Here is a 13,193-nt window from a genome sequence, read left to right as displayed (position 1 = left end):
GTGAGAATCCGATGACCCAGCTGGACACCCCGCCGGTGCGGACGGCGCGCCCGTCCGCGCGGCCCCGCCGCCGGCCGAACATCCGCATCCTCAGCGTGCTCGCCGTCGTGGTCGTGCTCGCGGCGTGGTACCTGCTCACCGACCTGCTGAAGGTCGTCCCCGACCTGTACTTCCCGTCGATCGCGTCCACGATCCAGGCGGGGGAGACCCTCGGCGGCAACCTCGCCGTCGACTTCGGCTCCACCGCGTACCGCATGCTCTTCGGCTGGGTGATCGGGTGCGCTCTCGGCGTGCTCGTCGGCCTGATCATGGCCCGCAGCCGCATCGCGTACTTCTCGGTCAACCCCCTGATCGAGATCATCCGGCCGGTGCCGCCGATCGCGCTGATCCCGTTCACGATCCTGTGGTTCGGTCTCACCGACACCCAGCGCATCGCCCTGGCCGCGCTTCCGTGCTTCATGACGCTCGCCGTGACCACCATGGAGTCGGCGAAGAACGTGAACCCGCTGTTCGTCCGGGCCGCGCAGTCGCTGGGCGCGACGCCGAACCAGATCTACCGCACGGTCGTGCTGCGCGCGATCCTGCCGAACCTCGTGGCGTCGCTGCGGATCGCCGCCGCGCTGGCGTGGGCCGTGGTGGTGTCGGCCGAGTACCTCGGGGCGCAGAACGGCATCGGCTACCTGATCCTGCAGGCCAGCAACTCGCTGAACACCTCGGTGGTGCTGATCGGAACCGCGACGGTGACGATCGGCGCGTTCGTGTTCGACCAGCTCCTGAGGCTGGTGACGAAGTTCCTCACCCGCTGGGTCGACCGCATGGCCTGATCCGCACACCTCCCCGTCGCCTTTCGAACACCGAGGAGCACCACCCATGAGGATCAGCACCCGACTCCGCCTCGGCGGCTTGATCGCGGCGCTCGGCCTGCTCGCGAGCAGTGTGACCGCGTGTGCGGGCTCGAACAGCGCCGGCGCGCCGATCGAAGGCTGCGCGAAAACCACCAACATCCAGATCGCCACCACGCCGTACCAGGACTCGCTGATCATGAGCCTGGGCAACCAGCTCGGCTGGTACCGGCAGGCGTGCCTCAACGTGACGTTCCAGAACGTCGCGCTCACCAACATCTCGAAGATCGTCGCGAGTGGACACGGCGCGCCGGTGGGCTGGCGCACGTCGTCGGAGATCAACCAGGCGCAGCACCTCGACTCCGACCTGATCTACCTGTACCCGTGGGACATCTGCAGCAGCTGCTCGGCGCTGATGGCCCGGCCGGGCGGCGGGCTCAAGAGCTACGCGGAGTTCAAGAACTCCGGCATGAGCCGCGAGGCCGCCATCGCCGCGGTGATCGACGAACTGCACGGCAAGTCGATCGTCACCACGCTGAAGAACAGCCGCGCCGAGGTGATCCAGAGCGCCATCCAGGGCCAGGGCAAACCGCTGGACTGGGCCGGCTACGTCGACCTCGATCCGGCGAGCGGGTACACCGCGTTCCTCTCCGGCACCGGTGACACCTACATCGCGGGCCTGCCGCAGCAGCAGCCGCTGCTCGACAAGGGCTACAAGAACCTGCTGACCGGCTCGGAGCTGTCACCGCCGCCGCTCAACGGGTTCCTCACGACCAAGAGCTACTGGAACGAGAACAAGGACGCGCTGCTGTCGCTGATCCACGTCACGTTCATGGCCATCCGCTACACCGACGCGAACCGCGACGCCGTCGCCAAGTACGTGTCGGACACCTACAACAAGCAGACCGGCAGCACGCTCACCGTCGCCGACTTCAACCGCTACTGGCAGAAGCTCGAGACGTACCCGACCAACGCCGGGGACGCGCAGAAGCTGATGTTCACCCAGGGCGCGCCCGCGTACTGGCGCACGATCTGGGACGAGGACAACCACTACTTCTTCGACAACACGCACATCATCCCCGCACCGGCGCCGGCCTCGGCGTTCCTGGGTGAGCAGGTGCAGAAGGCCTACGTCGCGAAGTACGGGTCGAGTGAGACCGGGTGGTCGAAGCCGACCGGAAGCCTGTGATCAAGGGGACGAAGTTCGTCGCCGTGCGAACGCACGGCCGGGGGTTCGATCGATGACGCTCGAGAGCTCCAAGGAAGGTGCACCATGCCAGTACGCCGGAGAGTCGTGGCGGCGCTCGTCGCGGCCGTGAGCTTGTGCGCGGCGCTGACCGCCTGCCGGTCGACGGACAGCGCGGCCGGTCCCGCGATCGAGGGCTGTGCGAAGACCACCAACATCCAGATCGCGACCACCCCGTACCAGGACTCGCTGGTGATGAGCCTGGGCGACGCGCTGGGCTGGTACAAGAAGGAGTGCCTGAACGTGACGTTCCAGAACGTCGCGTTCACCAACATCGCGAAGATCGTGGCCAGCGGCAAGGGCGCGCCGGTCGGGTGGCGCACGGCGTCGGAGATCAACCAGGGCTACCACCTCGACAACGACCTGGCCTACCTCTACCCGTGGGACATCTTCAGCAACGGCTTCGCGCTCATGGGCCGGCCGGACTCGAACCTCAAGACCTACGACGACTTCGTCAAGGCGGGCAAGAGCTCCCAGGACGCGATCAGCGCCGTGATCGACGAGATCCACGGCAAGAACGTGATCACCACGCTGAACAACAGCCGCGCCGAGGTGATCCAGACGGCGATCCAGGCGCAGGGCAAATCGCTCGACTGGGTCAAGTACACCGACCTCGACCCGGCGAGCGGGCTCACGGCGTACCTGCGCGGCGACGGTGACACGTACATCGCCGGCATCCCGCAGCGCCAGACGCTGTCCGACCGCGGGTACAAGGTGCTGCTGGCGGGCACGAACCTCTCGCCGCCGCCGATCAACGGCTACATCACCACGAAGTCGTACTGGAACGCCAACCAGGACGCGCTGCTGAAGCTGATCCACGTGACCTACGAGGCGATCCGCTACACCAACGCCAACCTCGACCAGGTCGCCGCCTACATCTCGAAGGAGTACAACAAGCAGACCGGGTCGACGCTGACCGTCGACAACTTCAAGGCCTACTGGCAGAAGCTCGAGACGTACCCGGCGAACGCGGGGGAGACGAGAGCCCAGATCTTCACCCCCGGGGCGGTGGCGTACTGGAAGACCACCTGGGACCAGGACAACCAGTACTTCTTCAACGACATCCACTCGATCCCCGGCCCGGCCCCGACCGACGGCTACCTCGGCGAAACCGTGCTCAAGGCTTACATCGCGAAGTACGGCACCGACGAGAAGGGCTGGGACAAGCCCAGCGGGAGCCTTTCGTGAAGGGGTACGAGGCGATCCCCGAACTGTTGCGGCGCGGGGGCACCAGCACGGTGTTCAGCATGGTGGGCAACACCAACGTGCCGTGGATCGGACACGGCGTGAAAACCGGCGCACTGCGGCTGGTGAAAACGCGACACGAGGAGACGGCCGTGAACGCGGCCGAGGGCTTCAGCCGGGCTGCCGGCGAGATCCCGGTCTGCAGCGTGACGCAGGGGCCGGGCTTCGCGAACGCGCTCAACGGCCTGGTGTCGGCGACGCGCACGCACGTGCCGCTGCTGTTCGTCGTCGGTGAGTCCCCGGCGACGAAGGTGAAGACGACGATGAACCTCGACCAGCGGGCGCTGTGCGAGGTCGCGGGGGCGGGGTTCCACCACGTCGCCGAGGCCTCGCAGCTCGCGGACCGGTTCGGTGCGGCCCTGGCGGCGGCGCGGTGGAACGGGTGCCCGCAGGTGGTGAGCATCGCCGACGGTGTGCTCACGGCGGACGTCGAGTTGCCTGCCGAGGGTCTCGGATCGTCGCCCGAGCGGCTGGGCGTTGGTACCGGAAGCGAGCGGGGTGGTGCGACACCGGATCCGGCCGCCGTCGAGTCCACTGTAGATCTCCTGGCCTCAGCGCGGCGGCCGCTGATCCTGGCCGGACAAGGGGCGATCCTCGCGGACTGCCGGGCGGAGCTGGCGGAACTGGCGACGCTGACCGGGGCGCAGACCGGCACCACCCTGCGGGCCAACTGGTTCTTCTCCGGTCGCGCGGGCGATCTCGGCCTGTGCGGCAACTGGGCTCCCGCGCTCGTACGCAAAGCACTGGCCGAAGTGGACGTGGTGTTCGCGGTCGGAGCTTCGCTCAACACGTGGACGACGGGGGACCGGCAGGTGTTCCCGGCGGCGCGGTTCGCGCGCGTCGACGTGGACCCGGAGACGGTGCCTACCGGTGCGGATCCGGACGTGTCGTTGTTCGGCGACGCACAGCACGTGGTGCGCGCCGTACTCGACGCGTGGCGGGCGCGTGGACTCACGAACCCGAAGCCGGTGGTCGCGCGGCCGACGATCGCGCAGGTGCAGGAGTCCGTCCGGGCGGTGGACGTCGGGCACGATCCGGCGCGTGGGCTCGACCTGCGGGAGGTGTTCGGGGTGTTCGACGAGCACCTGCCGGCCAACCGGGTCGTGGTCACGGACGCCGGACGCAGCCTCAAAACCCTGCCGACGCTCGTCTCGGCGGAGTCGGCGCGGCAGTGGCTGATCGGCAACAGCTTCGGGTCGATCGGGCGCGGGCTCGGCATCGCGATCGGCGCCGCGGCCGCGCGGCCCGCCGATCCGGTGGTGCTGTTCTGCGGCGACGGCGGCTTCATGATGGCCGCCCAGGACCTCGACGCGGTGCGGCTCAACGGACTCAGCCTCACGGTCGTCGTCACGAACGACGAGCAGCTCGGCGCCGAAGCCAAGTACGTCGACCAGTACGACCTGCCCCCGGAGATGATCCGCCAGACCCTGCCGGACGTCGCGCAGCTCGCCGGCGCGTTCGGCGGGACCGGCCGCGTGGTGCGCACCCGCGAGGAGCTGGCCGCCGCGGCGGCCGGCGCCGGCCCGGGACTCACGGTGCTGGACGTGCGCATCGATCCACAGATCGATTGCGCAGGCGCACTGAAGTAGCGCGAAACGCCCCAGCCCGGCGCGGAAAACCGCCGATTGATGTCGCTTTTCGACCATCACGGCGTGCGAAGAGTGACGAACAGGAAGGAGTCCGGATGAGTTCCCCGCACCCGCGTGCGACCCGGCTGGCGAACCCGGGCGGCTCCTTCACGATGGTGTCGGTCGACCACCGCGAATCGCTGCGGACGCTCATGGCGGCCGGTGCGCCCCTGCGCACCGTGCCCGACGAGCGCCTCTGCCGGTTCAAGGCCGAAGCCGTGGCGGCGCTCGCGCCCCACGCGTCGGCGATCCTGGTCGACAGCCGCTACGGACTGGTGAACGGCCCGCGCGCCGGCATCCCGGCGGGCACGCGGTTCGTGCTCGCCGTCGACCGGCTCGTGCAGGAACCGGGCGGGCCCGTCACCCGCGGGGAGCTGGCCGAGGAGGCCACAGTGGACTTCCTCGGCCGCGTCCGGCCCGACGCCATCAAACTGCTCGTCCTCTTCCGCCCCGGGCGCCCCGACCCGCGGCGGGACGAAACCGTCGCCCGGTTCGTCGACCTCGGCCGCCGCTGCGGCGTGCCCACTCTGCTGGAGGGCATGGTGCGCTGCCCGGAGCCCGAGCGCGACGTGGCCGTCCACGAAGCCGCCGTCACCCTCACCGCCGCCGGGCCCGACCTGTACAAGGCCGAAATCCCCGGCTACCGCAAGGGCGACGTCTCCGCTGTGGCCCGCCTTTCGGCCGAACTGACGCGTGAGCTGACCGTGCCGTGGGTCGTCCTCTCCAGCGGCGTCGTGCCCACTGATTACCCGGCCGCCGTGCTCGAAGCCTGCCGCGGCGGCGCGGCGGGTTTCCTGGCCGGGCGCGCGATCTGGCACGACGTCGTCACCGAAAACCCGCCGGGCCCGGGTCTGCGGGTGACGGCGGCGCCGCGGCTGGCCGCACTGGCGGGCGCGGTCCGTGAAGTGGTGAGCGCCCGATGACGACCTCGCACCGTCCCACGCAGGACCGCCGCGGCCGGATCATGCAGATCGTCGAGGATCAGGGTTACTGCACCACGGCGGAGCTCTCGCGCGAGTTCGACGTCTCGGACATGACCATCCGCCGCGACGTCCAGAAGCTCGTGGCCGACGGCCGGCTCCGCAGTGTCCACGGTGGAGTGACCGCCTTGCCGCAGACCGCGTTGGCGGGCACCGACTTCCGGTCGCGGGCCGGGCGCATGCGCTCGGCCAAGGACGCCATCGCGGCTTGCGCCGTGCTCGACCTGCCGCACACCGGCGCCGTCGCGCTCGACGCCGGCACCACGACGCTGGCGCTGGCGCTGGCCATCCCGCCCGCCGCGCGGCTGCACGTGGTGACGCCCTCGCTCGCCGTCGCCAACACGCTGCTCACCCACGACACCGTGGAGATCGTGTGCCTCGGCGGTTCGCTGCACCACCTGACGCAGTCGTTCGCCGGGCCCGCCACGCTCGCGGCCATCGCCGAGCTGCGCCTGCGCCGCCTCTACCTCGCGGCGAGCGGCATCAACCCCGACGGCGTGTACTGCGGCAACCACTTCGACGCCATGACCAAGCGCGCGCTCGTCGACGTCGCCGACGAAGTGGTGCTGCTGGCCGATTCCAGCAAGTTCTCGATCTCCGCGATGGTGCGCGCCTGCACCCTCGACGACGTGGACCGGATCGTCACCGACGACGGCATCCCGGCCTCCGACCACGAAGCACTCCTCGCCCACGGGGTCGAGGTCACGATCGTCCCCCGGGCCGAACTCCCGGAGGACAAGGAGGAAGCATGACTTCCCAAGGGAAGCGGCACGACATCGCCGTCATCGCGGGTGACGGCATCGGCCTCGAGGTGGTGCCCGCAGCGCTGCGGTGCCTCGACCTCGTGGCGGAGCGGCACGGGTTCACGCTGAACCTCACCGAGCTCCCGTGGGGTTCGGCGTACTTCAAGGCGCACGGCGCGATGATGCCCTCGACCGGGCTCGACGACCTCGCGAAGCACGACGCGATTTTCCTCGGCGCTGTCGGCGATCCGGAGATCCCCGACGTGGAAACGTTGTGGGGACTGCTGATCCCGATCCGCCGCACGTTCGACCAGTACATCAACCTCCGTCCGGTTCGGACACTGTCCGGCATCCCCGCGCGGGTCGCCGGCGCGGGCGACGTCGATCTCGTGATCGTGCGCGAGAACGTCGAGGGTGAGTACTCGGCCGTCGGCGGCCGGATCTACGCCGGCGAACCGCACGAGGCGGCCATCCAGGACGCCGTGTTCACCCGCCGCGGCGTCACGCGCGCCGCCCGCTTCGCCGCTGAACTCGCGACGACGCGGCGCAACAAGCTCACGTCCGCGACGAAGTCCAACGGGATCATCCACACGATGCCGTTCTGGGACGAGGTCGTGGCCGACGTCCTCGCGGACTTCCCCGGTGTGGCCGTGGACAAGGTGCTCATCGACGCGTTGGCCGCGAAGCTGGTGCTGGACCCGGCGGGCTTCGACGTGATCGTCGCGTCGAACCTGTTCGGCGACATCCTGTCCGATCTCGCGGGCGCGATCGCCGGCTCGATCGGTGTCGCGCCGAGCGGGAACCTGAACCCGGAGAAAAAACACCCGTCGATGTTCGAACCCGTACACGGTTCGGCACCGGACATCGCGGGCCAGGGCGTCGCGAACCCCGTCGGCCAGCTGTGGGCCGGCGTGATGATGCTCGACCACCTCGGCGAACCCGCCGCCGCGGCGGAGCTGACCGCCGCGTTCGAAGCCTGCCTCGCCGAAGGCTTGCGCACCCGCGACCTCGGGGGCACCGCGTCCACCGCGGAGTTCACCGACGGCGTCGCCGCGCGGCTGCGGGCATGACCACCACCAGGGGAGAAGAGGGGACCGGAATGCGTAACCAGGCTCTGTACATCGACGGCGAATCCGTCACGCGGGAGAAGACGGCGGAGGTCCGCAGCCCGTGGAACGGTGAGCTCGTCGGCACCTACGCCGTCGGGGACGCCGCCGACGCGGCCGCCGCGGTGACGGCCGCGCGGCGCGCGCTCGCCGACGGACTGCCGCCGTACCGCCGAGCGGAGGTGCTCGTGGCCGCGGCGCGGCTCGTCGGTGAACGAGCGGAAGAATTCGCACAACTGTTGTTGCTGGAAGCAGGCAAACCGATCACTGCCGCACGTGGTGAGGTGCAGCGCGCGATCACGACGTTGCAGCTCTCGGCCGACGAGGCGCGCCGGCTGCCCGGCGAGTCCGTGCAGCTGGACGCGTTCCCCACCGGCGAGGGCATGCTCGCGTTCACCGTCGCCGAGGCGCTCGGGGTGGTCGCGGCGATCACCCCGTTCAACTTCCCGCTCAACCTGGTGGCGCACAAGATCGGCCCGGCGCTGGCGGCGGGGTGCCCGGTGGTGCTCAAGCCGTCCGAGCGCACGCCGCTGACCGCGGGTCTGCTCGTCGAGGTGCTCGCGGAGGCCGGCCTGCCCCCGGGCTGGCTGAACCTGGTGACGGGCGACCCGGCGGAGATCGTGAAGGCCTGGCAGGAAGACGAACGTGTCGCCGTCGTGTCGTTCACGGGTTCGGCCGCCGTCGGCTGGCAGATCAAGGCCGGTTCGCCGCACAAGCAGCACGTGCTGGAGCTCGGCTCGAACACCGCCATGGTCGTGGACGCCGACGCGGATCTCGACCGCGCGGTGGCCGCTGCCGTAGCGTCCGGTTACGGCTTCTCCGGTCAGGCTTGTGTTTCGCTGCAACGGCTCTACGTCCACGAGGACGTGGTCGAGGACGTCCTCGCCAAGCTCGGCGCTGCCGTCGGGGCGCTCGCGGTGGGCGATCCGGCCGACGAGAAGACCGTGGTCGGCCCGCTCATCAGCAGCCAGGCCACGGACCGGGTGACGCAGTGGGTCGAGGGCGCGGTCCGCGACGGAGCCCGCGTGGTCGCCGGCGGCGCGGTGCGCGACGGTGTGCTCGAACCGACCGTCGTCACCGGTGTGCGGCCCGATTCGGTGCTGCTGTGCGACGAGGTGTTCGGACCCGTGGTCACGGTGGTGCCGGTGAAGAGCGTGGCCGAGGCCATCACCGCGGCCAACGATTCCCGCTTCGGCCTCAACACCGCGATCTTCACCAACGACCTCGGCAACGCGCTGGAGTACAGCCGGCGCGCCGAGGCCGGCTCGGTCCTGGTCAACGTGGCGCCCGCGTTCCGCGCGGACCACATGCCCTACCGCGGGGTGAAGGACTCGGGCCACGGCCGCGAAGGCGTGAAGTACGCCGTGGAGTCGCTGGTGGCCGAGAAGCTCGTGATCCTCGCCGCGTGAGCGACGGGGCGGAAGGAAGGGTGAACCCAGTGCGGTTTCGTGACATCCGCGGCCTGCTCGACGCGCGCAGCGTCGCGGTGGTCGGCGCGTCCGACCGGGAGGGGAACATCGGTGGTACGGCGATCCGGCACCTGCTGAAGTTCGGGTACACCGGTGAGATCTGGCCGGTGCACCCGTCGGCCGAGACGGTGGCGGGTCTGCCGGCCTACCGGAGTGTCGCCGAGCTGCCGGGGGTGGCGGACCTCGCCATCCTCGCGGTTCCGGCGGCCCGGGCGGTGGAGCTCGTCGCCGAGTGCGGCGCGGCCGGCATCCGCAACGGTGTCGTGTGGGCCGGTGGGTTCGCGGAGTCCGGGCCCGAGGGCCGGGCGCTGCAGGACCGGCTGGTGGCGGCATGTGCGCAAACGGACTTCAACCTGTGCGGGCCGAACTGCCTCGGGTTGATCAACACCGGTACCAAACTCACGGCCACCTACAGCTCGGGGTTGTTCGACTTCGACACGATGCTGACCGGCACGGTGTCGATGGTGAGCCAGAGTGGTGGGATCACCGCCGCGTCGATGGCACTCGCCGCACGCGCCGGGTGGGGTTTCCAACACGTGGTGAGCGTCGGCAACGAAGCCGTGGTGTCGGCCGCCGACTTCATCCACCACTACGCGAACGACAACGGTGTCCGCGTGATCGCCGCCTACCTCGAAGGTGTGCAGGACGGGCCGAAGCTCGTCGCGGCGTTGAAAGAAGCACACGCGGCACACAAGCCTGTGGTGATTCTCAAAGGCGGACGTTCGGCGGAGAGCGCGGAAGCTGCGAAATCGCACACCGCGGTGCTGGCCGGTGTCGACAAGGTGTTCAGCGCCGTGATGCGCGACTGCGGGGTCACGCTGGTGCGGTCGCTGGAAGAGCTGCTGGACGTGTGCTCGCTGTTCAGCTCTTTGCGTCCGGAGCAGCTCGGCGCGGGTGGCCGCATCGCGATCACCACGACCGGTGGTGGGGGCGGTGTGCTCGCGACGGACCAGTGCGTGTCGCGCGGCGTGGCCGTGCCGCGGCTGGCAGCGGCCACGGTGGAGGCGGCGGGTGCCAAACTCACACCGCTCGCGGCCGTGGGCAATCCGACCGACCTGACGCCGGAGTCGTTCTACCAGGAGAAGTGGCGGGCCCAGCTGCCTGCTGCCCTGGCTGCGCTCGCGGCGGACGACGGGGTGGACGGAGTGTTGTTCCTCGCACAGGCGATGCGGCATCGGGCACAACACGTGGTGGCCGCGGTCGAGGCGTTGCGTTCGGCGACGGACAAGCCGATGTGCGTGAGCTGGCCCCTCGCTCCCGAGGAGGCGCTGACTTCCCTGGCCTCCCTCGGGATCTACGCGTTCCCGGAACACGACCGGGCGGCGCGGGCTCTCGGTCACCTCGGCGGGTACCGGCCGCACACCGCAGACTCCGCGGTGGCGGACGCGGCCGTTCCGGACCAGGTGACGTCCCTGGTCGCCGAGTGGGCGATTACGGGTCCCGCGGTCGTGGCGGAGCACCGGTGCCGTCCGCTTCTGACGGCGGCGGGCCTGCCGGTCGTCGACGGGATCCACGCGCACTCGATCGACGAAGCCGCGGGGTTCGGGTTCCCGCTCGTGCTCAAGGGCGTCACCGGCGAGGTCACCCACCGGTACGCGGCGGGGCTGGTCAAACTGGGTGTCGCCGACCGGGAGGAGCTCGCCACGGCGTGGAAGACGATCACCACCCGCGCCGAGACCGACGGCGTCGCGCTCGACGGGATGCTCGTGCAGCGCATGGCCGACGGGGACACCGAGTTCCTCGTGTCCGCGTTCACCGACGACCAGTTCGGGGTGATGGTGAGCGTCGGGGTCGGCGGAGTGCTGGCCGAAGCGCTCGACGACGTGGTGCTGATGCGCGCGCCTGTCACGCCCGAAGCGGCGGTGGCGCACATCCGCGAGCTGAAACTGTTCGAACGGGCGCCGAAGCTCGTGTCCGGAGTGGACCTCGCCGCGCTGGGCGGGTTCGTCGCGAACCTCGGGGCGCTGGCCGCCGCGTTGCCGTGGCGAAAGTTCACGCTGGAGATCAACCCGGTGAAGGCCGTCGCGGCCGGGGTCGTGGCGCTCGACGCGCTCCTGATCGTGGAGACCACGGCATGAGTGCGTCGAAGGTCCTGCCGCTCGCGGATGCCGTCGAGCAGTTCGTGCGCCCCGGTGCGTTCCTGCACTTCGCCTACAACGGCGGCCGGCCCAACGCGGCGGTCGCGGAGATCATCCGGCGGTTCACGGGCACCACGCCCGAGTTCCGGATCAGCGCCCACGGGTTCGTGAACACCCAGCACGCGCTCGTCGCCGCTGGCCTCGTGCGCCGGTTGACGGTGGCGTACGCGGGGGAGAACTTCCCGAGCCCGCGCCCGAACCCGGTGCTGCAGCGGGCGTCGGCCGACGGGTCCGTGGAGATCGAGAACTGGTCGATCTGGACCCTCACGGCGCGCCTGATGGCCGGCGCGCTCGGGGTGCCGTTCCTGCCGGTGCGCTCACTGGCGGGCAGTTCGATGGCCGAAGAGCACGCCGGCCGCGACTACCACGAGATCGGGCCCGACGGCACGATCTCGCCGGTGGTCACGGCGCTGCGCCCCGACCTCCTGCTGCTGCACGGACTCGCCGCCGACCCGGCGGGCAACGTCATCCTGGCGCCGCCCTACGGCGAGGGCGCGTGGGGTTCGCTCGCGGCCCGCGAAGGCGTGATCGCGTGCGTCGAGGAGATCGTGGACGACGCGTTCATCCGGCGGCACAACTCGTTGCCGATGGTTCCCGCACACGCGGTGCGCGCGGTGTGCCACACGCCGTTCGGTTCCCACCCCTACGGCCTGCAGCCGGTGGGTCTCGAGGGGGTCGGCGGGTACGTCGAGGACGCGGAGTTCATGGACGAACTACGCGCGGCCGCCGCGGAACCGGACGAACTCGCGCGGTGGACCAAGAAGTGGATCACCGGCGTCCGCGACCACGACGACTTCCTGGCCCGCCTCGGCGAGGACCGGCTGCGCACGTTGCGCGAGGGTCGCCCGGTCGAGTGGCCGCCTTCCCTGGCGACGGGGCCGACGGTCGAAGAGCGGATGACGCTCACCGCCGCCCGGGTCGTCGGGGACCGGATCACCGTGGCGGGCCACGACGTCGCGCTGGCGGGGATCGGGTTCGCGCACCTGGCCGCGTGGGTCGCGGTCGCGCGACTGCGTGCGGCCGGTTCGCCTGTGCAGTTGGCCGCCGAACTCGGGATGTCCGGATTCGAACCGCAGCCGGGTGATCCCTACCTGTTCGCCGGCCGAAACCTCCCGACGTGCTTGCAGCTCACCGACGTGATGACGGTGCTCGGGCGCGACATGGCGGGCCCCGGCACGTCCAGCATCGGAGTGCTCGGCGCGGGTCAGATCGACGCCGAGGGCAACATCAACTCGACTGTCGGCGCCGACGGCGGTTTCCTGGTCGGCTCGGGCGGGGCGAACGACGTCGCGTCCGCGGCCGATGACGTCGTCGCCGTGGTCAAGCACTCGCCGCGTCGGCTGGTCGAAGCCGTGCCCTACGTGACGGTGCCGGGCAGGCGCGTGTCGGCGATCGTGACGTCGGAGGGTGTGCTCGAACGCCGGAACGGCCGTTACGTGATCACGAGCTACGTCGAGAAGCCCGGAACCGACCGGGACGCGACGCTGCGCCGGATCGTCGAACGCACGGGATTCCCCCTCGGTGTCGCCGCCGACTGCCGGCCCGAGCCGATACCGGACGCCGCGGACCTCGAGCGCCTGCGCGGCTACGACCCCGGACGCACGTTCCTCGGCCGCCTTCCGGTGTGAAGAACCAGCCACCACCTGTTCGAGAGGAGTCAGAAAACGATGGCCCAGTACCAATCGCCGTACGATCCGTCCACGCGCCGCGTGACCCGCGGTGTTGGTGTTCGGGAATTGGTGCTGGTTAACATCGGACGGATCCGGCAGGCCCCCTCACGGTGACGGGGCCGCCGC

General features: G+C 70.2%; 10 protein-coding genes. All 10 read left to right on the top strand.

What is annotated here, in order from left to right:
* The first annotated feature begins 11 nt into the window (after positions 1 to 11).
* A complete protein-coding gene (locus tag ACIA77_RS47385; RefSeq protein ID WP_395892779.1) occupies positions 12 to 824 on the top strand; it encodes an ABC transporter permease in 813 nt (270 codons plus the stop codon).
* Positions 825 to 870: 46 nt separating this feature from the next.
* The gene (locus ACIA77_RS47380) at positions 871 to 2,031 is read left to right on the top strand and encodes an ABC transporter substrate-binding protein (RefSeq protein ID WP_395892778.1); all 1,161 of its coding nucleotides are present in this window, start codon (positions 871 to 873) and stop codon (positions 2,029 to 2,031) included.
* 84 nt (positions 2,032 to 2,115) lie between these two features.
* Positions 2,116 to 3,276 carry an ABC transporter substrate-binding protein gene (locus tag ACIA77_RS47375; protein WP_395892777.1) on the top strand — a complete coding sequence of 387 codons (1,161 nt, stop codon included), beginning with the start codon at positions 2,116 to 2,118 and terminating at the stop codon, positions 3,274 to 3,276.
* A complete protein-coding gene (locus ACIA77_RS47370) occupies positions 3,273 to 4,922 on the top strand; it encodes a thiamine pyrophosphate-binding protein (RefSeq protein WP_395892776.1) in 1,650 nt (549 codons plus the stop codon). The genes ACIA77_RS47375 and ACIA77_RS47370 overlap by 4 nt, the downstream gene beginning before the upstream one ends.
* A gap of 95 nt (positions 4,923 to 5,017) precedes the next feature.
* Positions 5,018 to 5,884, top strand: coding sequence for a hypothetical protein (locus ACIA77_RS47365; RefSeq protein ID WP_395892775.1), 867 nt, complete (start codon positions 5,018 to 5,020; stop codon positions 5,882 to 5,884).
* Positions 5,881 to 6,693 carry a DeoR/GlpR family DNA-binding transcription regulator gene (locus ACIA77_RS47360; protein ID WP_395892774.1) on the top strand — a complete coding sequence of 271 codons (813 nt, stop codon included), beginning with the start codon at positions 5,881 to 5,883 and terminating at the stop codon, positions 6,691 to 6,693. The genes ACIA77_RS47365 and ACIA77_RS47360 overlap by 4 nt, the downstream gene beginning before the upstream one ends.
* Positions 6,690 to 7,754 (top strand): tartrate dehydrogenase, encoded by a 1,065-nt coding sequence (locus ACIA77_RS47355; protein ID WP_395892773.1) that lies wholly within the window; start codon positions 6,690 to 6,692, stop codon positions 7,752 to 7,754. The genes ACIA77_RS47360 and ACIA77_RS47355 overlap by 4 nt, the downstream gene beginning before the upstream one ends.
* A 29-nt stretch (positions 7,755 to 7,783) precedes the next feature.
* On the top strand, positions 7,784 to 9,199 hold the full coding sequence (locus tag ACIA77_RS47350; protein ID WP_395892772.1) for an aldehyde dehydrogenase family protein: 1,416 nt from the start codon (positions 7,784 to 7,786) through the stop codon (positions 9,197 to 9,199).
* Positions 9,200 to 9,228: 29 nt separating this feature from the next.
* Positions 9,229 to 11,337, top strand: coding sequence for an acetate--CoA ligase family protein (locus ACIA77_RS47345; protein ID WP_395892771.1), 2,109 nt, complete (start codon positions 9,229 to 9,231; stop codon positions 11,335 to 11,337).
* Positions 11,334 to 13,025 carry a CoA-transferase gene (locus ACIA77_RS47340; protein WP_395892770.1) on the top strand — a complete coding sequence of 564 codons (1,692 nt, stop codon included), beginning with the start codon at positions 11,334 to 11,336 and terminating at the stop codon, positions 13,023 to 13,025. Before ACIA77_RS47345 ends, ACIA77_RS47340 begins: the two co-directional genes overlap by 4 nt.
* Positions 13,026 to 13,193 lie beyond the last annotated feature (168 nt).

Source organism: Amycolatopsis sp. NPDC051903 (assembly GCF_044452505.1).
Lineage (GTDB): Bacteria > Actinomycetota > Actinomycetes > Mycobacteriales > Pseudonocardiaceae > Amycolatopsis.
This window is presented reverse-complemented; position numbering and strand designations above follow the sequence as displayed.